This is a genomic window from Parasphingorhabdus sp., assembly GCF_039939955.1.
Taxonomy (GTDB): domain Bacteria; phylum Pseudomonadota; class Alphaproteobacteria; order Sphingomonadales; family Sphingomonadaceae; genus Parasphingorhabdus.
Window position 1 is genome coordinate 920,214 of the sequence record NZ_JBDVHS010000005.1, and the last position, 25,344, is coordinate 945,557.

The 25,344-nt window shown below is 53.6% G+C and carries 28 protein-coding genes and 1 tRNA gene; 11 read left to right on the plus strand and 18 right to left on the minus strand.

The annotated features are described in order from the left end of the window. The first annotated feature begins 10 nt into the window (after positions 1 to 10). From ppdK to folE, 4 genes are all read left to right on the plus strand, one after another. Positions 11 to 2,689, plus strand: a complete 2,679-nt coding sequence (gene ppdK, locus ABJG22_RS09620) for a pyruvate, phosphate dikinase (protein ID WP_348020011.1) — start codon at positions 11 to 13, stop codon at positions 2,687 to 2,689. 52 nt (positions 2,690 to 2,741) lie between these two features. After that, positions 2,742 to 2,818, plus strand: a tRNA-Arg gene (locus ABJG22_RS09625). Between the two features lie 184 nt (positions 2,819 to 3,002). After that, positions 3,003 to 3,440, plus strand: a complete 438-nt coding sequence (locus tag ABJG22_RS09630; RefSeq protein ID WP_348020012.1) for a DUF805 domain-containing protein — start codon at positions 3,003 to 3,005, stop codon at positions 3,438 to 3,440. 191 nt (positions 3,441 to 3,631) lie between these two features. Continuing rightward, positions 3,632 to 4,231 (plus strand): GTP cyclohydrolase I FolE, encoded by a 600-nt coding sequence (gene folE / locus ABJG22_RS09635; RefSeq protein WP_348020344.1) that lies wholly within the window; start codon positions 3,632 to 3,634, stop codon positions 4,229 to 4,231. 175 nt (positions 4,232 to 4,406) lie between these two features. Here the strand turns inward: folE and rplI are convergent, their stop codons facing one another. The 9 genes from rplI to ABJG22_RS09680 all read right to left on the minus strand — a co-directional run bounded on the left by rplI (position 4,407) and on the right by ABJG22_RS09680 (position 10,697). After that, a complete protein-coding gene (gene rplI / locus ABJG22_RS09640) occupies positions 4,407 to 5,054 on the minus strand; it encodes a 50S ribosomal protein L9 (RefSeq protein ID WP_348020013.1) in 648 nt (215 codons plus the stop codon). Positions 5,055 to 5,064: 10 nt separating this feature from the next. Continuing rightward, positions 5,065 to 5,289 carry a 30S ribosomal protein S18 gene (rpsR, locus tag ABJG22_RS09645; RefSeq protein ID WP_067199291.1) on the minus strand — a complete coding sequence of 75 codons (225 nt, stop codon included), beginning with the start codon at positions 5,287 to 5,289 and terminating at the stop codon, positions 5,065 to 5,067. A gap of 20 nt (positions 5,290 to 5,309) precedes the next feature. Then, complete coding sequence (gene rpsF / locus ABJG22_RS09650) at positions 5,310 to 5,678, minus strand: 30S ribosomal protein S6 (protein ID WP_348020014.1); 369 nt, start codon at positions 5,676 to 5,678, stop codon at positions 5,310 to 5,312. A gap of 206 nt (positions 5,679 to 5,884) precedes the next feature. Then, positions 5,885 to 6,289, minus strand: a complete 405-nt coding sequence (locus tag ABJG22_RS09655) for an MAPEG family protein (RefSeq protein ID WP_348020015.1) — start codon at positions 6,287 to 6,289, stop codon at positions 5,885 to 5,887. A gap of 3 nt (positions 6,290 to 6,292) precedes the next feature. Continuing rightward, positions 6,293 to 6,757, minus strand: a complete 465-nt coding sequence (locus tag ABJG22_RS09660) for an SRPBCC domain-containing protein (protein WP_348020016.1) — start codon at positions 6,755 to 6,757, stop codon at positions 6,293 to 6,295. Further along, positions 6,750 to 7,076, minus strand: coding sequence for a metalloregulator ArsR/SmtB family transcription factor (locus ABJG22_RS09665; protein ID WP_348020017.1), 327 nt, complete (start codon positions 7,074 to 7,076; stop codon positions 6,750 to 6,752). The genes ABJG22_RS09660 and ABJG22_RS09665 overlap by 8 nt, the downstream gene beginning before the upstream one ends. Positions 7,077 to 7,204: 128 nt before the next feature. After that, positions 7,205 to 7,993, minus strand: a complete 789-nt coding sequence (locus ABJG22_RS09670) for an SDR family oxidoreductase (protein WP_348020018.1) — start codon at positions 7,991 to 7,993, stop codon at positions 7,205 to 7,207. Between the two features lie 26 nt (positions 7,994 to 8,019). Continuing rightward, entirely contained in the window at positions 8,020 to 9,297 is a 1,278-nt protein-coding gene (locus ABJG22_RS09675; RefSeq protein ID WP_348020019.1) for an acyl-CoA dehydrogenase family protein, read from the minus strand. Beyond that, positions 9,294 to 10,697, minus strand: coding sequence for a phosphotransferase family protein (locus ABJG22_RS09680; RefSeq protein ID WP_348020020.1), 1,404 nt, complete (start codon positions 10,695 to 10,697; stop codon positions 9,294 to 9,296). The genes ABJG22_RS09675 and ABJG22_RS09680 overlap by 4 nt, the downstream gene beginning before the upstream one ends. A gap of 119 nt (positions 10,698 to 10,816) precedes the next feature. Here ABJG22_RS09680 and fabD point away from each other — a divergent pair, with 119 nt between their 5' ends. The 6 genes from fabD to mltG all read left to right on the plus strand — a co-directional run bounded on the left by fabD (position 10,817) and on the right by mltG (position 15,677). After that, entirely contained in the window at positions 10,817 to 11,752 is a 936-nt protein-coding gene (gene fabD / locus ABJG22_RS09685) for an ACP S-malonyltransferase (RefSeq protein ID WP_348020021.1), read from the plus strand. 1 nt (position 11,753) lies between these two features. Further along, entirely contained in the window at positions 11,754 to 12,185 is a 432-nt protein-coding gene (locus tag ABJG22_RS09690; protein WP_348020022.1) for a GNAT family N-acetyltransferase, read from the plus strand. Between the two features lie 10 nt (positions 12,186 to 12,195). Further along, the gene (fabG, locus tag ABJG22_RS09695) at positions 12,196 to 12,939 is read left to right on the plus strand and encodes a 3-oxoacyl-[acyl-carrier-protein] reductase (protein WP_348020023.1); all 744 of its coding nucleotides are present in this window, start codon (positions 12,196 to 12,198) and stop codon (positions 12,937 to 12,939) included. A gap of 117 nt (positions 12,940 to 13,056) precedes the next feature. After that, on the plus strand, positions 13,057 to 13,293 hold the full coding sequence (locus ABJG22_RS09700) for an acyl carrier protein (RefSeq protein WP_089132491.1): 237 nt from the start codon (positions 13,057 to 13,059) through the stop codon (positions 13,291 to 13,293). Positions 13,294 to 13,446: 153 nt separating this feature from the next. Further along, the gene (gene fabF / locus ABJG22_RS09705; protein ID WP_348020024.1) at positions 13,447 to 14,703 is read left to right on the plus strand and encodes a beta-ketoacyl-ACP synthase II; all 1,257 of its coding nucleotides are present in this window, start codon (positions 13,447 to 13,449) and stop codon (positions 14,701 to 14,703) included. A 2-nt stretch (positions 14,704 to 14,705) separates the two neighbouring features. Continuing rightward, positions 14,706 to 15,677, plus strand: coding sequence for an endolytic transglycosylase MltG (gene mltG / locus ABJG22_RS09710; RefSeq protein ID WP_348020025.1), 972 nt, complete (start codon positions 14,706 to 14,708; stop codon positions 15,675 to 15,677). A 16-nt stretch (positions 15,678 to 15,693) separates the two neighbouring features. Here the strand turns inward: mltG and ABJG22_RS09715 are convergent, their stop codons facing one another. The 9 genes from ABJG22_RS09715 to miaA form a co-directional block, all read right to left on the minus strand. Next, the gene (locus ABJG22_RS09715; protein ID WP_348020026.1) at positions 15,694 to 16,107 is read right to left on the minus strand and encodes a nitronate monooxygenase; all 414 of its coding nucleotides are present in this window, start codon (positions 16,105 to 16,107) and stop codon (positions 15,694 to 15,696) included. Next, positions 16,107 to 16,721, minus strand: a complete 615-nt coding sequence (locus tag ABJG22_RS09720) for a nitronate monooxygenase (RefSeq protein ID WP_348020027.1) — start codon at positions 16,719 to 16,721, stop codon at positions 16,107 to 16,109. The genes ABJG22_RS09715 and ABJG22_RS09720 overlap by 1 nt, the downstream gene beginning before the upstream one ends. 20 nt (positions 16,722 to 16,741) lie before the next feature. Beyond that, entirely contained in the window at positions 16,742 to 17,713 is a 972-nt protein-coding gene (locus ABJG22_RS09725) for a nitronate monooxygenase family protein (RefSeq protein WP_348020028.1), read from the minus strand. A 78-nt stretch (positions 17,714 to 17,791) separates the two neighbouring features. Then, entirely contained in the window at positions 17,792 to 19,450 is a 1,659-nt protein-coding gene (leuA, locus tag ABJG22_RS09730) for a 2-isopropylmalate synthase (protein ID WP_348020029.1), read from the minus strand. Positions 19,451 to 19,751: 301 nt separating this feature from the next. Continuing rightward, positions 19,752 to 20,771 carry a ketol-acid reductoisomerase gene (gene ilvC / locus ABJG22_RS09735; RefSeq protein WP_348020030.1) on the minus strand — a complete coding sequence of 340 codons (1,020 nt, stop codon included), beginning with the start codon at positions 20,769 to 20,771 and terminating at the stop codon, positions 19,752 to 19,754. A 16-nt stretch (positions 20,772 to 20,787) separates the two neighbouring features. Beyond that, the gene (locus ABJG22_RS09740) at positions 20,788 to 21,156 is read right to left on the minus strand and encodes a hypothetical protein (RefSeq protein ID WP_348020031.1); all 369 of its coding nucleotides are present in this window, start codon (positions 21,154 to 21,156) and stop codon (positions 20,788 to 20,790) included. Continuing rightward, entirely contained in the window at positions 21,153 to 21,668 is a 516-nt protein-coding gene (gene ilvN, locus ABJG22_RS09745) for an acetolactate synthase small subunit (protein WP_348020032.1), read from the minus strand. Before ilvN ends, ABJG22_RS09740 begins: the two co-directional genes overlap by 4 nt. After that, positions 21,668 to 23,413 carry a biosynthetic-type acetolactate synthase large subunit gene (ilvB, locus tag ABJG22_RS09750; RefSeq protein ID WP_348020033.1) on the minus strand — a complete coding sequence of 582 codons (1,746 nt, stop codon included), beginning with the start codon at positions 23,411 to 23,413 and terminating at the stop codon, positions 21,668 to 21,670. The genes ilvN and ilvB overlap by 1 nt, the downstream gene beginning before the upstream one ends. Before the next feature lie 120 nt (positions 23,414 to 23,533). Next, positions 23,534 to 24,469: a tRNA (adenosine(37)-N6)-dimethylallyltransferase MiaA gene (gene miaA, locus ABJG22_RS09755; protein WP_348020034.1), complete on the minus strand. Its 936-nt coding sequence runs from the start codon at positions 24,467 to 24,469 to the stop codon at positions 23,534 to 23,536. Here miaA and serB point away from each other — a divergent pair. After that, complete coding sequence (gene serB, locus ABJG22_RS09760) at positions 24,462 to 25,343, plus strand: phosphoserine phosphatase SerB (protein ID WP_348020035.1); 882 nt, start codon at positions 24,462 to 24,464, stop codon at positions 25,341 to 25,343. The genes miaA and serB overlap by 8 nt on opposite strands. Position 25,344: the final 1 nt, after the last annotated feature.

Consider the following 25,344-nt stretch of genomic DNA (forward strand, 5'->3'; position numbering starts at 1 on the left):
AGGCAAACAAATGACCCAATATGTATATCGTTTTGGCGGCGGTATGGACGCCGATGGTGCTCCGACGGACTCGACAGAAGCCCGCAACTTGCTTGGTGGCAAAGGCGCCAATCTCGCTGAAATGGCCAATATTGGATTGCCGGTTCCTCCCGGGTTCACGATTTCCACGGAAATGTGCACCGAATATATGAACAATGCTGGGCAATATCCCGACAGTTTAACCGCCGAAGTAGCACAGGGCGTCGCCCATATTGAGGCAGTGACGGGAAAGAAATTTGGCGATGCCGCCGATCCTTTGCTGGTTTCGGTGCGCTCGGGCGCCCGCGCTTCCATGCCCGGCATGATGGATACGGTTCTCAATCTCGGCCTCAACGACGAAACCGTGGAAGGCCTCGCCAAGACCTCCGGTGACGAGCGTTTTGCCTGGGACAGCTATCGCCGTTTCATCCAGATGTATTCCGACGTGGTGCTGCAACTCGACCATGACGCATTTGAAGAAGCGTTGGAAATAGCCAAAGAAGACAATGGATTCTTCACCGATACTGAGATGGAGTCTGAGCATTGGAAGACTTTGGTGGGCGAATATAAATCGCTGGTCGAGGAACAATGGGGCAAGCCATTCCCGCAGGATGTGAATGACCAGCTTTGGGGCGCCGTTAGCGCTGTCTTTGGCAGCTGGCAGGCGGATCGGGCGAAAGTCTATCGGCGGTTGAACGATATTCCGGCCGAATGGGGCACGGCTGTCAATGTGCAGGCGATGGTGTTCGGCAATATGGGTGAAACCAGCGCGACGGGAGTGGCCTTCACCCGCAACCCGTCGACCGGTGACAGCGCTTATTATGGCGAATGGCTGATCAACGCACAGGGCGAGGATGTGGTTGCCGGGATTCGGACGCCGCAATATCTTAGCAAAGCCGCTCGTGAAGAAGCCAATGCCAAGCCGCTTTCGATGGAAGAGGCCATGGCGGACACCTATAAAGAGCTGACCGATGTCTTTGACCTGCTCGAACGCCACTATCGCGATATGCAGGATATTGAATTTACGGTAGAGCGCGGAAAACTGTGGATGCTGCAAACCCGCTCGGGAAAGCGCACCGCCAAGGCAGCACTCAAGATCGCTGTGGATATGGCTCATGATGGCCTGATCACCGAAGAAGAAGCGGTCCTGCGCGTCGATCCGATGGCGCTCGACCAGCTGCTCCACCCGACACTGGATCCCGAAGCCACCCGCGATGTGCTGACCACTGGTCTGCCAGCCTCGCCGGGGGCTGCCAGCGGTTTGATTGTCTTTGATAGCGATACCGCCGAGCGGCGCACCGAAATGGGCGATGATGTCATTCTGGTGCGGACCGAGACTTCGCCGGAAGATATTCACGGCATGCACGCCGCAAAAGGCATTTTGACAGCCCGTGGCGGCATGACGTCACATGCCGCCGTGGTCGCCAGAGGCATGGGAAGACCTTGTGTTTCCGGTGCTGGCACGGTTTCTATCAATAACGAAACGAAGACCATGAAGGTCGGTGATCGCGAATTGAAAGAAGGCGACATGCTGACCATCGATGGCAGCAATGGCGAGGTGATGGCCGGTCGCGTTGCAACGATCCAGCCGGAACTGGTCGGTGATTTTGGCGTGTTGATGGTCTGGGCTGACAAAGTTCGCCGTCTTGGCGTCCGCACCAATGCGGAAACGCCTCTCGATTGCCAGGTCGCGCGTGATTTTGGTGCGGAAGGCATTGGCCTGTGCCGGACCGAACATATGTTCTTCGATGCCAACCGCATTACCGCCGTGCGCCAGATGATTCTCGCTTCAGACGAAGCCGGCCGCCGAGAGGCGCTGGCGAAATTGCTTCCCGAGCAGCGTGACGATTTCCGTCAGATATTTGAAGTCATGGTCGGCTTGCCGGTGACCATCCGTCTGCTCGATCCGCCGCTTCACGAATTCCTACCGCATCACCAGTCGGAATTTGAGGAAGTTGCAAAAGCCGCTGATGTCGGCGTGGAGACCCTGAAACAACGAGCCAGCGAGCTCCACGAGTTCAACCCGATGTTGGGCCATCGTGGCTGCCGTCTGGGCGTCACCTATCCTGAAATCTACGAAATGCAGGCACGGGCGATTTTTGAAGCGGCTTGTGAAGTCGCCGAAGCCAGCGGCGAAGCCCCGATTCCTGAAGTCATGATCCCGCTGGTCGCCACGGCGCGCGAGCTGGAATTGATGAAAGATGCGGTCGATCGCATGGCGAAGGAAGTATTTGCCGAAAAAGGTCGGGAGATTGAATATCTTGTCGGCACGATGATTGAATTGCCACGCGCGGCCTTGATGGCGGGTAATATCGCTGAACATGGCCAGTTTTTCAGCTTTGGTACCAATGATCTGACCCAGACGACATTGGGCGTCTCCCGCGATGATGCCGGGCGTTTCCTGACCCAATATGTCGACAAGGGCATTTTCCCGCGCGATCCGTTTGTCAGCCTTGATATTGAAGGCGTGGGCCAGTTGATCGAACTGGCAGCAGAGCGGGGCAGGGCAACCCGACCCGATATCAAACTTGGTATTTGTGGCGAGCATGGCGGCGATCCGGCATCAATTGCATTCTGCGAGAAAACTGGCCTGGATTACGTCAGCGCGTCTCCATATCGCGTGCCAATTGCGCGGCTAGCGGCGGCGCAGGCGGCCCTGTCGGAAAAATAGAATTTATGGCTTGCCAGCGGGTTATTCACCCCCTATCTGCACCGTCTGGTTAGCGCCCATAGCTCAGCTGGATAGAGTGCTTGACTACGAATCAAGAGGTCGGGAGTTCGAATCTTCCTGGGCGCGCCATTTACCGTTTCATTTTTGATATTCACAATCATTGATTGTGAAGGATGTCGGATCAGCAGTTCATTGGTTATGTTGGTTGGTAAGCCCACTCGATGGTGCGGACACTAGCATAGTTCCCGTTCCACGAGCCGGGTTGTTATTTTGAACTGACTCTATAATTTATCCGGGATCGGAGAGAATTATCATGAAATGGATGTTGATGCCTCTTCAGCGATATGCAGATTTCAGCGGGCGGTCGCGCCGCAAGGAATACTGGATGTTCACATTGCTGAATTGTATAATTAGCGCGATTTGGACGGCGGTGGTAAGTTTTCACATCTATCGAGAACTGATTGAAGTTGGAAAAGCGGGGGCTGTGTCGATCGACAAACTCGACCTTCTACCCAGCGGCATGATGACAATATTTGTCGTTTATGCCTTAGCCGCGTTCATTCCGAGCTTGGCCGTAATGGTCCGTCGTTTTCATGATCTCGGCAAACCGGGTTGGTTTGTTCTGTTCGGTCTGATTCCAGTTGGAGGGTTCGTTTTACTTATTTTTATGTGCCTAGATGGCATGCGCGGCAAAAATCAATACGGGCCTGACCCCAAGGCTGATAGCAGCCGCAAAGAAGCTTTTGGCTAAGGCTAGCAGGTAATCGATAGGGTAGTATCTAGAATTTATCGGTACTCAGACCCTTTTGGAGCCCATTCTCAAAGCATCGAAAGTCAGATCATGGCCTAAGGTGCACTTGCGCTTGGCCTGTTGCACGCCTAGTTCATCCGGGTTGCACTTGATCAATTGAAGGACCTGTCTTGGCTGATTATTCCCATTCTATAGAAGAGGCGCTTGCAGAGCGTGAATCCAAGAAAATTGCGGTTCCGGACGATGTTCAGGAGGCGGTGAGAACATTGCTGCGCTGGGCCGGTGATGATCCCGAGCGGGAGGGTCTGGTCGACACGCCAAAACGCGTAGCGCGGGCGTGGAAAGAATATTGCGAAGGCTATGCCGAAAACCCGGCCATGCACCTCGCGCGGACCTTTGAAGAGGTTGGCGGCTATGACGAGCTCGTGCTGCTGAAAGACATTCCGTTTCATTCGCATTGCGAGCACCATATGGCGCCGATTATCGGCAAGGCCAGCATCGCCTATATGCCGACGGATAAAGTTGTCGGCATTTCCAAACTTGCCCGTGTTCTACACGGCTTTGCGCGGCGGCTTCAGGTGCAGGAACGACTGACAGCGGAAGTTGCCGAATGTATCTGGGAAAATCTGAAGCCCCAAGGCGTAGCGGTGGTGATCGAGGCCAGCCATAGCTGCATGACCGCTCGCGGCGTGCGTACGCCTGGTGTCGGGATGGTGACCAGTCGGTTGCTCGGCTGTTTTCTGGACGATGCCCGCAGCCGCAAGGAAGTTATGAGCCTGATGGGCTATTGAGCAGGCGCTTGCCCCGGCGGGTTATGCCGCAGCATGAAATCCTCTGATTATCTGGGCGCTTTTTGATGTCACGCCGCTCAACCGAGTTTGCGGCGGACAAAGAAAAAGCCCGGATCTGGAAAACCGTCTTGCGACAGTTCCGACCCGGGCTTTCAATATCAAAGTCAGAATAGGACTATTCCTTGGTTTCGGCGTCGTCCTGCTCTGCTGTTTCTTCTGTTTCTTCAGCATCATCTGTTGCTTCTGCATCAGCTTCAGCAGCTTCTTCGCCGTCATCTTCGCTATCAGGGGATAGGGCTGCGGCGGCCAGCTCAGCTTGCTCTTCTTCAAACATCTGCGCGATGACATCAATGCCGTCTTTTTGCAGATCAGCTTCGTCGTCCGAACGGGCGACATTTGCTTGAATAGAAACGTTGACTTCCGGGTGGAGGCGAATGCGGACATCGAAAACACCGAGCGTTTTGATCGGTTTTTCCAGAATGACCATGCTCTTCTCAACCGTAGCGCCTTCAGCAGCCAGGGCCTCGACGATATCGCGTACTGAAACTGAGCCGTAAAGCTGTCCGCTAGCAGACGATGCACGGATCAGAATGATCTGCTTGCCATCTACGTTTCCGGATGCCGATTCGGCTTCCTTACGCTTCGCTTCATTGTCCGCTTCAATCTGTTTGCGATTGGCTTCAAAGACCTTCTTGTTCGCTTCATTGGCGCGAAGAGCTTTTTTATTGGGCAGCAGAAAATTACGAGCATAGCCGTTTTTGACGGTGACGATGTCACCAATGCTTCCGAGTTTCTCTACTCGTTCGAGCAAAATAATATCCATTGTTTCGCTCCTATTTCACGAGGTAAGGCAGCAGACCAAGATGGCGGGCGCGTTTGATAGCTCGGGAGAGCTCGCGCTGCTTCTTGGCAGAAACTGCAGTGATACGACTTGGTACGATCTTGCCGCGTTCGGAAATGAATCCTTGCAGCGTCTTCACGTCTTTATAGTCGATGGGTTTTGCGTTTTTGCCGGAAAAGGGGCAGCTTTTGCGGCGACGGAAAAATGGACGTCCCATGTTTTAACTCCTTCTCTGGCTTAATCTTTGTCGAAATCGCGGCGCGGTTTGCGTTCACGATCACGTTCGGGTTTGCGCATCATTACGGACGGGCCTTCTTCATGCTCGTCAACGCGGATGGTGAGAAAACGAATGACGTCTTCACTGATCCGGGTCTGGCGCTCGAGTTCCGCGACAACACTGCCGGGTGCGTCGAGACGCAGCATGACATAATGTGCTTTGCGATTCTTTTGGATTTTATAGGCGAGCGTACGCAGGCCCCAGGTTTCGGTCAAAACGACCTTGCCTTCATTATCTTCAACAATTTTGGTAGCTTCCTGCGCGAGGCTATCGACCTGAGACTGGCTCAAATCCTGACGCGCGAGGAAGACATGCTCATACATTGGCATGCAATCATTCCTTCATTTACCACCGATCGCTGACGCCGCACCATGCAGACACGCCCCTCCGGCTTTCTCTGTTTTCCAGGTGATTCGGACGAGCCGGATCACGCGGAAGCGGCGCCTATGGCGGAATTATGAGGCTAATGCAAGGAATCTGTGGACGGTTTGCTTCATTTTGAAAGCAGACCGCCCAAAATCCATCTTTTGCCAAGTCAGTTGGTCAAGAACCACCATGCTGGCACCGCAAACACAGCGTAGGTCGTGAACATCGCAACCCCTCTGGGCGCGGGCACGAGCGGCACAAATGTCATTGAAAAAGCATGGACGATACGGCCAATGACAAAGGCTCCGCCTAACCAGCAAAGCAGTGTCGCTGGAGCGCCCTGTAATTCCATAAGAGCGATGAGGACGACGGCGAATGGCGCATATTCGATGAAGTTTCCAAAGGCTCTGACGCTATTTCTCAGCATTTCATCGCCAGTATCGCCGAATACCGCTTTGTGAATGACGCCGGCCTTTACGCCTATCATGGCTCTTCGGGCGGATATGTGAATGGTGAGGATTAATCCCAGTAGGGCGAGGCAGGCGGCCATTGTTGAGGTTATCGGTAAGTCCATAATCTATCTCCTGAATTGTGATGAAAGATGCACATCTAATCGGTGAAGGGATCCCTCCCATCCGCTACGGTGGCGTTGGGTCATGCCGGCTCCGTCCAGTCTTGTGTGGGTTAGAGAAAGACGGGTCCCGACCGGGTCGTCAAAAAATTCCACAAGCACATGACTGTCGATGCCGGCATGCGGGTCTGGTTCCTGCCATTGCCACGAGAAGCTCAGGCGATCTGGCGGTTTGATTTCGAGGAACTGGCCAGTGAGCCGTAACTCTCCCTCGCCGGGAACTTCAAACCCATATTCGTAGCCGCCTTCGATGATGAAATTGAATTTGTGGACCGACATATGAATTGCATCGGATGGCGAAAGCCACTGCGCTAAAGCTTCCGCCGAACTAAACGCGTTGAAAACTTTGTTGCGGGGATGGTTATATGTGCGCGTCAGAGCAACGGTGGATGGACTTTTCACTTCACTCATCTAGATAATCTTCCAAACGGTCGAGGCTGCCGCTCCAAAGCAACTGGTGACGCTGGACCCAATCGCCCAATTGTTTCAGCATCAATAGATTGGCTTGGAAATAATGCTGCCGTCCTTCAACACGGCGGTTTATCAGCTTTGCATTTTCCAGCGTCTTAATATGCTTTGATATGGTCGGCTGTGCAGAATCAAAAGCGTCGAAGAAAACGGTCGCCGTTTCTTCCGATCCTTCCTGAAGCATAGACAATATGCTTCGTCTGGTCTTGTCACCGAGGGCCCGAAAAGCCTTGTCCAAATCTTCATCGATATACATAGCCATATAGCTATATATTAGTTTGATTTTGTCAATAGCCCTATTTGGGGAAGAGGTTCAGCTTCCGTGCCTAGCCCAAATATCTCAATTATTTTAACGTCTTATCGAAGATATTCTGGATGGATTCCAAGATTTTATACGAGCAAATATCCACCATCGACCGTTATGATTTCGCCGGTCATAAAGGCGCCAGCCTTGCTGGCTAGCAGGAGTGCCGGACCCATAATATCCTCGTCATTTCCCCAGCGGTGCAGCGGGATCATTTGGATTTCGCGGTCATATTGCTTTTTGTCTTGCTCCACCGTGCTCGTCATTTTCGAATGGAACCGACCCGGCGCAATGGCGTTTACGCGGATGTTGTCGTCGGCAAGCAGGCTGGCGAGGTTGCGGGTGAGCTGGTGAATGGCCGCCTTGGATGTACCATAGCTGATGCCGCTTCCTGCGCTCCCCAAAATGCCCGCTATCGATCCGATATTTATGACCGAGGCGCTATTCTCTGCCGTCGCATTGGCTTTGAGCAGCGGCAAAAGCTGTTGGGTAAGGAAGAAGGGCGTTTTCACGTTCAGGTCCATGACCTTGTCCCAGCCTATTTCTGGAAATTCCTCGACCGAGGCCATCCAGCCGGTGCCGGCATTATTGACCAACACATCAATATGCTCTTCCCGTTCGGCCAGCGCTTTTGCAAATGCGACAATCGCTTCTCCGTTGCTCATATCGCCAGGAAGCGCAACGCATTCGCCGGTGTCTGTCAGGTTGGACAGTTCGTCAGCGGTTTGCTGACATTCTTCGGCTTTGCGCGCAGTGACATATACTCTTTTTGCTCCGGCATTCAGAAAGGCGCGGGCCATGGCTTTGCCCAAGCCTCTGGAGCCTCCTGTGATAACGCAGATTTTGTCGTCCATGGAGAATAGATTATTTTGCATAGGAAGCTTTCTACTAGATTTTGATGCTATTTCTTACGGCCCAAGAAACCGAACATATCGCCGCCAATTTTGCGCATCTGGATTTCCTCTGCACCTTCGGTGATCCGATAGCGTCGGTGATGGCGGTAAATATGTTCAAAGGGCGTGTGGCGAGAATAGCCCATGCCGCCATGGACCTGCATCGCACGGTCTGCGGCATCGCAACATAGGCGGTTCGCACGATAGTTACACATGCTGACCTGAGCCGAGAGATATTTGGCGACATCGGGTTTCGGCATCGTGTCCATCTTGGCGGCCGTGGCATATATCAGCTGACGGAGCATCGCTGCTTCGGTGTGTAGTTCGACAAGCGGGAATTGAATGCCCTGATTGACCGATAATGGCTTGCCGAATGGTTTCCGTTCTCCGGCATATTTCACGGACTCATCGATACAAAATTGCGCCGCACCCAGCGATGAGGCGGCTTGGCGTATTCTATTCTCATGCACAAAATGCTGCGCGCAGGCGAGGCCCATGTCGAGGTCGCCAAGCACCGCATCAGCCGGAATCCAGACGTTGGTGTAGGAGCATTTCGGATGATCGGTGGGCATGTTGAATGTCCACATATATTCACCGATCTCGAAGCCTTCTGCATCTACGGGCACGATGAAGCAGCCAATACCCTTGGCATCGCCATCCTTGCCGCTGTGCCGGGCAAAGGTCATTACGTGCGATGCTTTGTGCAGGCCGGTCGTCCACATTTTATTGCCGTTGATCAGCCAGCCATCCACCCCGTCACGGGTTTCCCGAACGGCGGTTGTGTCCATCCAGGTTGCGTCAGAACCGTGATCTTTTTCGGTCAGGCCAAAGCACCAACCCATTTTGCCCGCTAACATTTCGGGAATATAATCGCGCTTTTGCTGTTCGGTACCGAAGTCCCGCAGCATCAGAGGTTGTACGAGATTGCCGACAATGGAATTTTCATTCTGCAAGTCGTTGTGCAGGCCCAAACCCTTGTGCGCCAGATGTTCGCGGATGCGTGCCATGCCGAGATTAGTCCCGTCTTGCCCGCCGAATTCCTTGGGTAGGGCATAGCGATAATGGCCCGCGGCATCGGCGGTCTTGCGCATTTCGACCAGCAATGCTTCCCACTCTTCGGTCGGTAATCCCTGATCTGCCCAATTGGTTCGTGCATCTTCCCGCCGGTGGTCGAAGAAGCGGATATTGTCATCGCGCTGTTCGATCGGTTTGATTTCGGCTTCGATGAAGCGATCGAGGACGTCGAGATAGTCTTCAATTTCCTGCGGGATTTCGAAATTGCTCATGATGGGTTCCATTTTTTAAGTGCGACTTTCAGACCGGCATATTTGGGTTGATCGATGGATAAACGTTCGAGAGCGGATAGCCGTAGATGATCCCAAATCGCCGGAGCCGTGACAGCGATACAGCCGTTTGAAAGTCCGCTGCAAAGCTGTCCATGATCATATCCGATAGCGGCCAGCCGGCTATTGGCGGCATCCCGGAAAACGGGACCCCATTCGGCTTGCCGTTTTGCGATTCCGAGCGCGTTGCCGGCAACGCGAGACTGGAACTTGTCATGGCCCTTGAGGTCGGGTTGGACCTGTGTGCTGTTCCATTCTGTCAAAGCCGTTAGAAGCTCGCCATAGCCGGTCTCGCCGATGATGGCGGCCTCTTCCGGCGCCGACCAGTCAAGCGGCGTGCAGATGTGATCGGGCAGGACTTCTTCGAGAAGCAAGGCCAGGTCGACTTCCACTTCGGATACACGGCGACCGATGACTGTGCGTTCCAGCGAACGGTCGCCATGGCTACGCCAGATCTGCCCCATCACCATGCAGGCGACCCCCCACCACAGGGTGGAATAGACGAGCCAGAATCGAAAGCGGTCAGGGTCTACATCGGACCCGCTTGCTTTTGCATAGGCCGTTAAAAAGGCTTCCGCGCTGTCGAAACCTCCGGCCAGTTTTTCATAATGGCCGAATCGCCAACTGGGCGTACACAAATAGGCCAAGTCCTGAACAGGGTCGCCGATCCGGACCAGCTCCCAGTCGAGCACTGCGGAAAGTCCCTGATGGTCGATCATCAGATTGCCCATACGAAAATCGCCGTGCACTAGATATTTGTCAGCCGCGTCCGGCGCGTTCTGGTTCAGCCAGTGGAAGGCATATTCATATATGGGAATTTGCCCGCCAATTTCGTCATATTTGTCTTTCTGGAGCTGGATCAGTTCCGCCGGAGAAAAATATTCGAGAGATGAGGGCAGGGCGTCGACAGGTATCTTGTGAATAGCCGCCAGTTCCTGCGCGCAATTTTCGGTTAACTTGCTTTCGGCTTCGGCAAATTCCGGGTTTCCTAGAATTTTATGCGGTAGGGTTTCTCCCTCCGCTTTCGTCATGATGAAGCCTTCACCAAGGCCGTGCTCTGGCCTTATCCGGCCGCGAACCTGCGGGGCGGTGACTCCGGCGGCACACGCCAGTTCGATAATATCGGCCTGGACCGCGAGCGGAACTCCGCGCAACCCGTCATCATCCGAAGACAGACCGTTTGGCAGGCGGCGCAAAACAAATTCTTCGGTGCCATAGGAAAAGGCCCAGCTTTCCATGCTAGCGCCACCAGACAGTCTCCGTAGCTGGTCGAGTTTTCCGCCCGCACCATATGTTTCGGCGCAATATGCAGCCAGTTTTCCTTGAAACCCCTCATCCGTCATAAAGATGGCTTAATCGCGCGATTAAAAATGCGCAATGATTTTACTGAGAGTGCGCGGTACTTGCATGACCAATCAATCGTGCCTAATTCCCCAATCATATTAGAGAACTGGGGGTCATCATGCGTGCATTTATTTTTCCGGGACAGGGTAGCCAGGCCGTTGGCATGGGCAAGGCGCTTGCCGAAGCAAGCAGCACCGCGCGGGAAGTGTTTGAAGAAGTAGATCATGCGCTGGAGCAAAATCTGTTTCAGCTGATGTGCGAAGGGCCTGCAGATGAGCTGACCCTGACGGAAAACGCCCAACCGGCGATCATGGCCAATGCCATCGCGACTTTGCGCGTGATGGAAAAGGAAGGTGATAAATCCCTGGGCGACCTTTGTTCTTATGTGGCGGGCCATAGCCTTGGTGAATATAGCGCATTATGTGCTGCAGGAGCCTTGAATCTGACCACCACGGCGAAATTGCTGAAACTTCGCGGTCAATCGATGCAAAAAGCAGTGCCGGTGGGCGAGGGTGGCATGGCCGCTTTGCTTGGAGCCGATATCAAAAAGGCTTCGGCGCTCGCGAAAGCATCGGCGCAAGGCGAGGTTTGTACCGTAGCCAATGATAATGATCCCACCCAAGTCGTCATATCCGGCCATATGGGCGCGATTGAGCGCGCCATTGCAGCAGCGAAAGAGCATGGCATCAAGCGGGGCATCTTGCTTCCTGTGTCGGCGCCATTCCATTGTTCTTTGATGGGGCCTGCCGCTGAAGCGATGGAAGAGGCCTTGGCAGAAGCAAGTCTGCTGCCACCGGTGGTTCCCGTTTTTGCCAATGTTACCGCAGGACCGGTTCCCGACGTTAATGACATTCGCAATCTGCTGGTTCAGCAAGTGACCGGAACGGTCCGCTGGCGGGAATCGGTCGGTAACATGGCGGAAACTGGCGTCGAGCAATTTGTGGAGTTCGGCGGCAAGGTCCTCACCGGAATGGTCAAAAAAATTGCCCCCGATGCGGAAACCGTCAGTCTTATTTCAATGGATGATATCGAGAGTTTCCTGAAGGACACCTGAATTGACAGACATTGGAGCTATCGAAGTTATTGAGATTACGACTGAAAATCAGTCGGTCATGCATGTTGTCGCCGATGACCTGTTTGATGCACCGGTGCAGTCTAATCTGTTGCAGTCCTATCTGGCTGAAGAAACACATTGGCTTGTCGCTGCCGTGCTTGATGGCGTGGTGATTGGGAAAGCAACCGCCATGGTCCATCGGCGACCGGACAAGGAAGATGAGCTTTATCTGGATGAGATTGATGTAATTCCGGAACTCCGCCGCAAGGGTATTGCCAAGATGATCCTTAAGAAAGTCTTGGAAATGGCCGAAGACTGGGGCTGCGAAGAGTGCTGGCTGGGAACCGAAAAAGACAATATACCGGCCAGGAAACTATACGAATCAAACGGTGCGAAACCGGAAGATTTCGTGCTTTACTATCTTGAATATTGAGGAAATTTGCATGTTTGATTTATCGGGAATGACAGCGTTGGTGACCGGAGCATCGGGGGGTATCGGATCAGCAATAGCCAAATCTCTGGCCGCGCAAGGTGCCACCGTGGCCCTTTCCGGAACCCGTGAACCGGTGTTGGAGGAGCTGGCATCCCAATTGGCGGGCGAGGGACATATTGTCATGCCCTGCAATCTATCAGATGCCGCAGAAGTGGACGCCTTGGTCCCGGACACATTGGCGAAGCTCGGTAAGCTGGATATATTGATCAACAATGCTGGAATCACCCGCGATGGACTGACCATGCGGATGTCAGACGAAGATTTTTCCGATGTCATTCGCGTCAATCTCGAATCCGCATTTCGCCTCATTCGGGCTGCTGCGCGTCCCATGATGAAAGCCCGCACGGGTCGCATCATTTCAATCAGCTCTGTCGTTGGCGCGACTGGCAATCCGGGCCAAGCCAATTATGTGGCATCCAAAGCCGGTCTGGTGGGCATGTCCAAGGCATTGGCGCAGGAATTTGCGTCGCGCGGTATCACCGTCAATTGTGTCGCCCCCGGATTTATTGAATCGCCAATGACCACGGCACTGACCGACGCGCAAAAAGACGAAATCAATCGCAAGATTCCAGCCGGAAAAATGGGAATCGGTGATGATATCAGTGCTGCGGTGGTCTATTTGGCTAGCGAAGAAGCCTCTTATGTTACTGGTCAGACCCTACATGTGAATGGCGGTATGGCGATGATTTCCTAGGGCTTTGCCTAAAAACATGATTTCGGGTGCGATTTCGGCTTCACGGACACTTGCAAGGCGCGCGCCACCGCACTAGGACAAATTTTGAAATTCATTCCTAACGATAAAGGACCTCTCATGAGTGAGACTGCAGACCGCGTAAAAAAGATTGTTGTTGAGCATCTGGGTGTTGAAGCCGACAAAGTAACCGAAGAAGCTGCTTTTATTGATGATCTGGGCGCTGACAGCCTTGACATTGTTGAGCTGGTTATGGCGTTTGAAGAAGAATTCAGCGTCGAAATTCCAGACGATGCAGCTGAAAAAATCGGCACCGTTAAAGACGCGATCGATTTCATCGACAAAAACAAGGGCTAATTGATTTTGGGGTGCTGCTATAGAAATGGCTGCGCCTCAGAGCCAATGATCGCTGAAAAACAGCAAAACGGCTCACCGGCCCGGGAGGAAAGTCCCGAATTCGGTGGCCGTTTTTTGATTGGGGCAAGGGACGCCCGCTAGGAGAAGTTTGATATGCGCCGTGTAGTTGTAACCGGATTGGGCTTGGTAACGCCGCTGGGCGGGGATGTCGAAACGACCTGGAGCAATATACTGGCTTCCAAGTCAGGTGCCGGGAAAATCACACATTTCGATGCCTCCGATCAGAAATGTCACATTGCCTGTGAAGTGAAACCCGCAGACCATGAGTTTGGTTTTGATCCCAATTTGCGCGTTGATCACAAGGTACAACGGCAAGTCGATCCCTTCATCATCTATGGTGTTGATGCAGCAGGGCAGGCGTTTGAGGATGCCGGTTTGCTGGATATGTCGGACGAAGATAAATTGCGTACCGGTTGTTCAATCGGTTCAGGCATTGGTGGCCTTCCGGGCATTGAGAAAGAATCTCTCGTGCTTGCGGAACGAGGCCCAGGCCGCGTCAGCCCTCATTTTGTGCACGGTCGCCTGATCAATCTGATTTCCGGTCAGGTTTCGATCAAATATGGTTTAATGGGTCCCAACCACGCCGTTGTGACCGCTTGCTCCACGGGAGCGCACAGCATCGGTGATGCCGCGCGCATGATCGCTTTGGACGATGCCGATGTCATGTTGGCTGGCGGCGCAGAAGCAACGATCTGCCCGATTGGCATTGCCGGTTTTGCACAAGCGAAAGCGCTGTCCACGAAACGCAATGATGATCCTACGGCGGCATCCCGTCCCTATGACAAGGACCGTGATGGTTTCGTGATGGGTGAGGGCGCTGGTGTGGTGGTTCTCGAGGAATATGAGCGGGCCAAGGCGCGTGGCGCCAAAATCTATTGCGAAGTGGTCGGCTATGGCTTGTCGGGCGATGCCCATCATGTGACGGCGCCACATCCGGAAGGCATTGGTGCGTATAATTCGATGGCTATGGCGCTCAAACGCTCCGGCCTGACAACGGCGGATATTGATTATGTGAATGCCCATGGCACGTCGACCATGGCTGATGTGCTGGAATTGGCAGCTGTACGCCGCCTGTTCGGCGATGATATCGCGACCATGTCGATGAGTTCTACCAAATCGGCAATCGGCCATTTGCTTGGTGGTGCCGGCGCTGTTGAAGCGATCTTCAGTATCTTGGCGATCCGGGATCAGACTGTTCCGCCGACGCTCAATCTGGAAGATCCAGAAGATGATTGCGCAGGCGTTGATCTGGTACCGAAATTTGCCAAGCAGCGCGAAGTCAACGCGGTGCTCAGTAACAGCTTCGGCTTTGGCGGAACCAATGCCAGCGTCATTATGAAAGCGGTCTAGCAATGCGCCGTTTCGGTTGCCTGACATTGGTAGCGGCGGCGATTGTTACGGCTCTGCTCGCGGGAAACTTCCTTTATGGTTGGTACGCTAGTGGGCCGTTGGAACAGCAGCGCACGGTCATTATCAAATCAGGCTCCAGTCTGGCTATGGCGGCTCGGACTATGGAATCAGAAGCGGTTATAGAATCCGCCGATAGCTTTTTAACGCGAGCGAAAATCCTTGGTGGCTCCGAACCGATTAAGGCCGGAGAATTTGAAATACCTGCTGGCGCCAGCAACGCTGTGATTCTCGACATTCTGCAAGGTGGCAAAGCGGTACAGCGCCTGATCTCGATTCCCGAAGGTACGCCCTCAATTCTCGTTTATGAAAAGTTGATGGCCGAAGAATTGCTGATGGGCGATATTGCGGTGCCGGAAGAAGGCTCGGTCCTGCCTGACAGCTATAGTTTTGAACGTGGCGAACAGCGGGCAGCGGTGTTGCAGCGTATGCAAAAGGCGATGGATGAAACGCTTGCTGAGCTTTGGCCCAATCGCACTGAAGAAAGCGTGGTCAAGACGCCTGAAGAAGCCGTCATTCTCGCGGCAATAGTCGAAAAAGAAACCGCCTTGGCGAGGGAACGCCGGACGGTCGCAGGCGTCTATAGCAATCGTGTTCGCAAGAATATGATGCTGCAAGCTGATCCGACGATCATTTATCCCATCACCAAAGGTAAACCGCTAGGGCGCCGCATCCGCCAATCGGAAATCGCGCAGGTCAACGACTATAATACTTATGCGATGGTTGGTTTGCCCAAGGGACCGATTGCCAATCCGGGCAAAGCCTCGATCGAGGCGGTGTTGAACCCCGCGAAAACCAAAGCGCTTTATTTTGTCGCAGATGGCAAGGGCGGCCATATCTTCGCGGAAACGCTGAAACAGCATAATGCCAATGTGGAGAAATGGTTCGCCATTCGGCGCGAACGGGGCGAAATGTAACCCTTTTTTCGTCGGGCTATGCCTTGGTATCCGCACGATTTAAGAGCTTCTGCGCTTCCTCGCTGATATTTCTGATGACCTGTTCAGCGGGCAGGATGTCGTTGATCAGGCCAATGCCCTGACCGACCGTTATATGGGCTTTGTCATAATCGCCTTGTTCTACGCCGTTCAGATAATCGTCGATTGCCGCCGCCGGGTTGGCGCGAAGCTCATCGATCCGGCCTTCCCACTTTTTGTGCAATTGATTTCTGATCGCTCGAAAGTCTAAATGTTTTGGCCAGTTCTTGCTGCGCAAAATATCAAAGATGCTGCTGCGCCCGGTATCATCCCCCGTGGCGGGAAGTGCGGCTCTTTTTGCGCTCGTCGCGGCCAGGGATTCTCTGGTCGCCCATAGTCTGGATCCAATCAAAGCGCCGTCCGCGCCCAACATCAATGCGGCTGCAAGGCCCCCCGACCGTCGGTAATGCCGCCAGCAGCCAGCAAATGCGTATCGGGGGAATGTTTGGCAAGCCAATCGGCAATTTCGGGAACAAAGGTGAAAGTGCTGCGGCCCTCAAAGTCATTCATACCATGGCCACCGGCTTCGGTTCCCTGCGCGACGATGACTGATGCACCGGCATCCACCGCTTGGGGAAGCTGCGCCATCGTCTGGATTTGGCAAATAACCGGTATCTTCCGGTCACATAATATCTTGGAAAAGGGCGTTGGATCACCAAAGGACAGCATCATGGCCGCGGGTCTATGGTCTTGATCCAATATCCAGTCGAATGCGCTTCGGTCCTCTTCGAGTTTCCACGAGATAAAGCCGCAACCAAGCCTCGACAGGTCCTGCTTATTGTCGCCTAGCAGGTTGATTCCATCATTATATTCGCGCTGCGTCCAGTCGAGATTGCCATAGCCGCCGCCGACCAAGCTCAGCGATCCCGCTCGGGCGCAGGCGGCGGCAAGTTTGCCGCCTGTGGCCAAAGCCATGGGCGCCAAAGCAATGGGGCTGGATAGATTGAACCGCTCAGCAAATCTGCCGTTAATCAATGGCTGTTGCATAAGCTGCGATGATATCCGTTCTAATAATCAAACCGCGCTTTCAAACTTTCGCGCGCTGCCCGATATTCTTCCGTAAACTGGTCGACCATGTCCTGTACGCTCATCACGTCGTTGATCAGGCCGATACCCTGGCCGCAGCCCCAGATGTCTTTCCAGGCCTTCTTCTCGGTATTGCCACCAGAACCAAAGTTCATGGTCTTATAGTCGCCCTGCGGAAGATTGTCCGGGTCCAGACCCGCCTGTTCAATCGACTGACGCAGGTAGTTACCCTTCACGCCGGTGAACAGGTCAGAATAGACGATGTCGGAGGCTTTGCCCTCGACGATGCCTTCTTTGTAGCCTTGATCCGCATTGGCTTCTTTGGTCGCGATGAAAGCCGAACCGGCATAGCCAAGATCGGCACCCATGGCTTGGGCTGCCAAGATGGATGCACCATTGCCAATAGAGCCTGAGAGCGCCACGGGGCCATCAAACCATTCTCGGATTTCCTGCATCAAGGCAAATGGGGACAATGTACCGGCATGGCCACCAGCGCCAGCGGCAACCGGAATGAGGCCTGTCGCGCCTTTTTCAATCGCTTTATGCGCAAAGCGGTTGTTAATAACGTCGTGCAGCGTGATGCCGCCCCAGCCTTTGACTGCCGTGTTGAGGTCTTCAATCGCGCCGAGTGAGGTGATGACGATCGGCACTTTCCATTTTGCGCAAGTCGCCATGTCCTGATCGAGCCGGTCATTGGACTTGTGCACGATCTGGTTGACCGCAAAAGGGGCCGCCGGCTTGTCGGGATTGTCCCGGTTCCACGCCGCCAGCTCTTCAGTAATCTGGTGTAGCCATTCATCGAGCATCGACTGCGGACGGGCGTTCAGGGCGGGGAAACTGCCGACGATACCGGCCTTGGACTGGGCGATCACCAATTCCGGCCCCGATACGATAAACAAAGGAGAACCGATGAGCGGTAGGCGAAGATTGTCGAAAATGGCTGGTAAAGTCATAGAATTCCCGATCTGAAAAATGATGCCACCGCAATAAACGATGCGGCGGCATATTCTACTGTTATTTTAATTGAACGCTTAAATGCGGTTCACGGCGCTGAGCAGGGCTTCAACCGAAGCCCGCGCAACATCGCTGTTGATTCCGACGCCATAAAATTCTTTGCCATCACTCGATTTGCATTCCACATAGGCCGCGGCCTGTGCATCTTTGCCGGACCCCAGCGCATGTTCGAAATAATCTTTTATTTCCAGCGTGATACCAAGAGCCGATGATACGGCGTCTACCACACTGGAAATCAGGCCATTGCCACGGCCGCTGACCGATATTTCGCCATCCGGACCTTTTATCTTGCCGACAAATATCCGTTCGCTACCGGTTTTGCGCTCTTCATAGTCGACCAGCTCATATTGACCGCTGCCGTCGAGATGATAGCGCCTTTGGAAGGCGTCCCATATGTCCGTGGCCGACAGTTCGCGGCTTGTTTCGTCGGCCAGTTCCTGCACCGTACGGCTGAAATTGGCTTGCAGACGTTTGGGCAGTTTGAGCCCGTAATCCTGTTCCAATATCCACGCGATACCGCCCTTGCCGGATTGGCTGTTGACGCGGATAACCGCTTCATAATCGCGGCCAAGGTCGCGCGGATCGATCGGCAGGTAGGGAACATTCCAAATTTCGTCATTGCGCTGTTCTTGCGCAGCAAAGCCTTTTTTGATCGCGTCCTGATGCGAACCGGAGAAGGCGGTGAACACCAGTTCCCCAGCATAAGGATGGCGCGCCGGGACCGGCAACTGGTTGCAATATTCGACGGTCTTGACGATCTCATCCATATTGGAAAAATCAATCTCTGGATCAACGCCTTGCGTGTATAGATTCAGGCCCAATGTCACCAAATCGACATTGCCGGTTCGCTCGCCATTGCCGAACAGGCAGCCTTCGACCCGATCCGCACCAGCCATCATGCCAAGCTCGGATGCCGCGATGCCGGATCCCCGGTCATTGTGCGTGTGCAGGCTGACGATAACATGCTCGCGCTTGCTGATATTCGTGCACATCCACTCGACCTGATCGGCATAAATATTGGGCGTTGCCGCCTCTACCGTGGCGGGCAGGTTGAGGATCATCGGCTTTTCTGCTGTTGGTTCGATGATTTCCATGACCGCTTCGACGACTTCCAGACTGAAATCCAGTTCGGCGGTTGAGAAGGTTTCCGGCGAATATTCGAAATGCCAGTCGGTATCGGGATATTTTTCTGCTTGTTCGCGCAAAATCGTTGCGCCTTCCCTGGCAATATCCTTCACGCCCTGCTTGTCGAGCCGGAACACGACATCGCGCCAAGCCGGAGAAACCGCGTTATACAGATGGACAATTGCCGACCGCGCACCTTCGAGGCTGGCAAAGCTGGTTTCTATCAGGTCACGGCGGGACTGGGTCAGTACCTGAACCACTACATCATCCGGTATCTTGCCGGATTTGACGAGACCGCTGATAAAATCAAAATCGGTAGCACCGGCGGACGGAAAGCCGACTTCGATCTCCTTGATCCCCATTTTGATCAGCAGTTCGAAGAAGCGTTGTTTCTTCTGCGCATCCATCGGGTCGATCAGCGCCTGATTGCCGTCACGCAGATCGGTGGAGAGCCAACGCGGGGCCTTGTCTATGGTCCGCGACGGCCATTGTCGGTTGGGCAGGTCGATCTGCGGGAAAGGGCGGTATTTTTGCGACGGGTTCTGATGCATGTCTTCACTCTTATGCTGCTAGAAGATGCGCGCAAGGCACAAATTCGTTGGTTTGCTATAATATCTGGAAAATCATCCCTTAGGCGGGGCGCTGCACCTTTTCGGCAGCAGCATTGGTACGCCTAAGGGCGTATAAGTCGTAGCAGCAAGAGAGCTTGTGACCGTGTCATGCATTTGGTTCTATCTGGACCGGCAGATAAATCAACCACCCGAATTGATTTTTTTGCCGAAGCAATGCTGATCGCTATTGAATGGATGCGAGCCGGAGCGCACGATTGTGACGCCCCGGCTCGCTATGTCCTTAGTTCTTTTCTTTGTCGACCAGTTGGTTGGCGCCAATCCACGGCATCATAGCGCGGAGCTCGGCACCTGTTTTTTCGATTGGATGCGCTTCGGCTTGTTTGCGAGCCGCTTTTAATTCTGGCTGTCCCGCACGGTTGTCGAGAACAAAATCCTTCACGAAACGACCGGACTGGATGTCGGCCAATACCCGCTTCATTTCCGCCTTGGTTTCGTCGGTGATGATCCGTGGACCAGTTGTGATATCGCCATATTCCGCAGTGTTGGAGATGGAATAGCGCATATTGGCAATGCCGCCTTCATAGAGCAGGTCGACGATCAACTTGGTTTCATGCAGACATTCGAAATAAGCCATTTCTGGTGCGTAGCCTGCTTCGGTCAATGTTTCGAAACCGGCTTGGATCAAATGGGTGATGCCACCACAGAGTACCGCTTGCTCGCCGAACAGATCGGTTTCGCATTCTTCGCGGAAATTGGTTTCGATAATGCCGGAGCGTCCGCCGCCAACGCCGGAAGCATAAGCGAGGGCAACATCATGGGCATTGCCGGACACGTCGCGATCAATTGCGATTAGGCAAGGCACACCGCCGCCGCGTTGATATTCGCTGCGCACCGTATGGCCGGGGCCTTTGGGGGCAATCATGATCACGTCGAGATCTTCACGGGCTTCGATCAGTCCGAAATGGATGTTGAGGCCGTGGGCGAAGGCGAGGGCGGCACCCTCTTTCATATTCGCGTGCAGATCATCGGCATAAATAGCTGCCTGATGCTCGTCCGGCGCGAGGATCATGACGATATCAGCCCATTTCGCGGCATCCTGGTTGGTCATCACTTTGAAACCGGCGTCTTCAGCCTTTTTCGCGGTTGCCGAACCAGCGCGCAGTGCAATGGCGACATCTTTGACGCCGCTATCGCGGAGGTTCTGCGCATGGGCATGGCCCTGGCTGCCGTAACCGACAATTGCGATTTTCTTGCCGGTGATTAGGCCGAGGTCTGCATCGGCGTCATAATAGACTTTCATTTTTCTTCCTTAACTTTCAGATGATAGCGAATAGGGTTAGGGCGCCCACTGCGGTCAGCATCGGCCAGCCGATATGTTTGCCCTTGGTAATAATGGCATCATAAATGCCTGAGATTAAGAACGCCGACCCGGTAACCGCCAGCAGGGCGATATCGGCTTCGGCAAAATCATAGGCGGACTTCGCCAGTATAAAGGTCGCAATCAGGCCCAATATGCTGGTGAAATGCCATGCAAAGCGGGTTACCTGTTTTGCGAGATCATTGCTCATGACGCCGTCATTGGAATGGACCAATGGACCAATCAGGCGTTTTTCTCCAACGATGGAATGGACGAGCAACGTCGCAAATCCCAATATCGCAGCCATCGTGAGCAAAATCTCGCTCATGCAGCGTCTGGCCCCCGGCCGATAGCAACAACGCCAGTGCGGCCAACTTCGACCAAGCCAACTTCGCGCATCAGGCCAACGAATGTTTCAATTTTCTCTGGAGCTCCAGTAATCTCGAAGACAAAGCTTTCCGTCGTCGCATCAACAACCCGTGCGCGATAAATATCCGCTAGGCGCATAGCTTCGATGCGATTTTCACCCTTGCCGGCGACTTTTACCAGGGCCAGCTCGCGCTGCACATGGGGGCCAGATTCTGTCAGGTCGCGAACGCTATGCACCGGTACAAGCCGATCCAGCTGTGCGATAATCTGCTCAATGACATGGGGCGGGCCGTTGGTAGCGATGGTGATACGGCTGATCGCATGATCTTCGCTAATGTCGGCGACGGTCAGGCTCTCGATATTATAACCACGCGCGGTAAACATGCCTGCGATCCGCGCCAATATACCGGCCTCATTGTCGACCAATACGGCCAATACGTGACGTTCGACGGCTTCTTCGTGAATATGCATCAGACAAGTGCCTTTGCTTGATCATCCATAGTGCCCTTTACGTCGGCTTCGGAAAGAAGCATTTCGGTATGGGCGGCACCCGATGGGATCATCGGGAAACAATTGGCCAGTTTGGCAACGCGGCAGTCCACGAGAACCGGACCATCGGTCTCTAGCATTCTTTCAATGCCCGTTTCCAATTCCGCGTGGCTTTCGATCCGGATGCCGGTCCAATCATAGCTTTCAGCCAGCTTCACAAAATCCGGAAGGCTATCGCTATAACTATTTGAATAACGGCTTTCATAGGTCAGTTCCTGCCATTGGCGGACCATGCCCATATATTCATTGTTGAGGATGAATATCTTCACCGGCAAACGATATTGGGATGCCGTGCCCAATTCCTGAATATTCATCTGGATGGATGCTTCACCGGCAATATCGATTACCAAGGCATCGGGATTGCCAAGCTGTGCACCAATGGCGGCAGGCAGGCCATAGCCCATGGTACCCAGACCACCGCTGGTCAGCCATTTATTGGGTTTCTCAAAATCAAAATGCTGGGCCGCCCACATTTGATGCTGCCCCACTTCCGTCGTGATTATCGGCGAGCGTTCATGGGTCGCTAGCCACAATTTGCGAATGGCTTCCTGTGGCATGATTTCCTCATTGCTCTCAGGATAATCAAGGCAGTTGGTTGTCCGCCAACCTTTGATCCGTGACCACCATTCCGCATGGTCGGGCGTCGCAAAGCGCCGGCCCTTTAGAACCGCGATCAATTGTTCCATGATCTTACCAACGTCGCCGACAACCGGCAGGTCGACGCGGATGGTTTTATTGATCGAAGATCGGTCAATATCGACATGAATCTTCTTACTATTGGGCGAAAAGGCATCAATTCGGCCCGTTATCCGGTCATCGAAGCGAGCACCGAGGCAGACAACAAGGTCGGCTTTGTTCATCGCCATATTGGCTTCATAGGTGCCGTGCATACCCAGCATGCCCAACCATTTGTCAGAAGAAGCGGGGAATGCGCCCAATCCCATCAGCGTTGACGTCACAGGACATCCGAGCAGTTCAGCTAGCTCCCTAAGGGTCTTGCTGGCTTTCGGTCCGCTGTTGATGATCCCGCCGCCTGTATAAAGGACCGGTGCCTTGGCCTCCATGATCATTTCCGCTGCGGTATTAATCGCTTTGAAATCACCTTCAATCTGCGGCTGATAGCGAGAATTTCCTTTGCCAGCATTGGGGCTATATTCAACCGCCGCAACCTGAACATTTTTCGGAATGTCGATAACGACCGGACCGGGGCGGCCCTGCGTCGCGATATGAAAGGCTTCCTCAACAACACCAGCTAGATCGTCCGGCTTTTTCACCAGATAATTATGCTTGGTGCAATGGCGCGTAATGCCAACGGTGTCGGCTTCCTGAAAGGCGTCTGTACCAATCAGATTGGTTGCAACCTGGCCGGTTATGACAACCATTGGGATGCTGTCCATCAAGGCATCGGTAATGCCAGTCACTGCATTGGTCGCACCGGGGCCCGATGTTACCAATACGACGCCGGGTTTGCCGGTGGAACGGGCATAGCCTTCTGCTGCATGGGTGGCGGCCTGTTCATGACGCACAAGAATGTGCTTCATTTTTGGATGCTCATATAGCGCATCATAGATTGGAAGCACGGCGCCGCCGGGATAACCGAACACGGTATCCACGCCTAGATCCAGCAAGGTTTCGACCAATATGTCGGCGCCGCTTTTTTCGGCCACATCATGCTCCATTGACTGTATGTTTCGCGCTGCTTGCCCGCCATGATGCACTGCAACACAATAGGCAAGAGTTTGTTAATTCGCAGGCTCGGTACATATTTGAATATGTTATGTCAATAACTATTTACGTAATAATATTTCAAATATACCCTCTATATCGTTATTTAATGCCTTATGAATCCGAGGCCAATCCGCCGGACACTGGTTCCGGAACCAGGTATATTGGCGTTTGGCGTAACGCCGTGTTGCAATCTGGGCTTGTTCGACAGCCATTTCTTTGCTGGTTTCGCCGCTAAGCCATCCGGCCAGTTCTGCTACGCCAATCGCTCGCATAACCGGCTGATTATCGGCCAAATTTCGTTCCAGTAGGCGTTCAACTTCATCCGCTGCGCCTTGCTCTAGCATCTGATGCAACCGCAAGTCACAGCGCTGGTACAACCATTCGCGTGGCGGTAGCAGTACCAAAGGATGCAGTCTGATTTGGTCGCCGATGCCACCTAGTTTGTGCTTTTGCCATTGGTCCAGCGTTTGACCGGTGGATTGGACCACTTCCAGTGCGCGTTGAACGCGGGTGCGATCCGCAGCGTTCAATCTTTCGGCGGAAAGGGGGGCAAGGTCCTGGAGGGCATGATATGCTTCCAACGTTTCCATTTTCCTGATTTTCTGCCGAATTTCCGGATCGATTTCTGGAATTGGTGCGATGCCGTCGAGTAGAACCCGGACATAAAGACCGGTTCCGCCAACCAATATAGGTAATTTGTCACGATCATGCGCGTCGGCGATTGCTGCCCTGGCGTCACGGGCCCAGCGTGCGGCTGAGCAGGAGTCTTTGCCGTCAATATAACCGAAAAGCTGATGTTCAATTCCCTCCATTTCGGCATCACTGGGCCGCGCGCTCAAGACTCTCAGATCGCTATAGACCTGGGCGCTATCCGCATTGATGATCACGGAGGGTTGCTTTTTGGCAATTTCCAATGCCAATGCGGATTTGCCGCTGGCCGTCGGTCCAACGACCAGTGCAACATTCTTGTCTTGTTTTGGAGAAATCATGTTCATCGCCACGCTCATAGCAAAAGTTTCTCTGAATGAGAGAGATATTCAATCGGCGATAGCCAGGTTTGATGCAAGCGGTGCAGCAGTCATCCGTCAGTCCGACGTTATTGATGGGCGGGTGCTGGATATCTATTTTCAAGGCGATCCCATCGCGGCACGCGCGCATCTCGAAACGATAGAAGGCGAAATTGACGTTGCGGTACAGCCGGAAGCCAATCGCCTCAAAAAACTGCTGATTTCAGACATGGACAGCACGATGATTACCGTCGAATGTATCGATGAACTGGCGGATTATGCGGGAATAAAATCGCAAATTGCAGAAATCACTGAGCGTGCGATGCAGGGTGAACTGGATTTTGAAGAAGCTCTCCACGGTAGAGTAGCGCTTCTCAAAGGGTTGGAGACCTCTGCTATCGGGCAATGCTTGGACGAGCGGGTTACCAATATGCCGGGTGCAGAAACGCTTGTCGGAACAATGGTGCAGGGTGGTGCCGCGACTATTCTCGTCTCTGGCGGATTCACAAAATTTGCGAAGCCTGTCGCCCAAGCCATTGGATTTGAGTCCTTTCATGCCAACGTCCTGGGAGAAGATGGCGGTCTTCTTACCGGCAAGCTGGATGGCCCGATTGTGGATTCGTTCCGCAAGGACGAGCTGCTGCAATCGGTCGCAAAAGAGCAGAATCTCCCATTGGAGCAATGTATGGCGGTCGGTGATGGCGCGAATGATATCCCGATGCTGCAACGGGCTGGTCTCGGCGTTGCCTATCATGCCAAGCCTAAGGCAGCGCAAGCCGCAGATGTCGCGATCCGCTATAATGATCTGACTGCTTTGCTATATATTCAGGGAATTGCAGCTGACCAATGGGCTGTGAAATAGC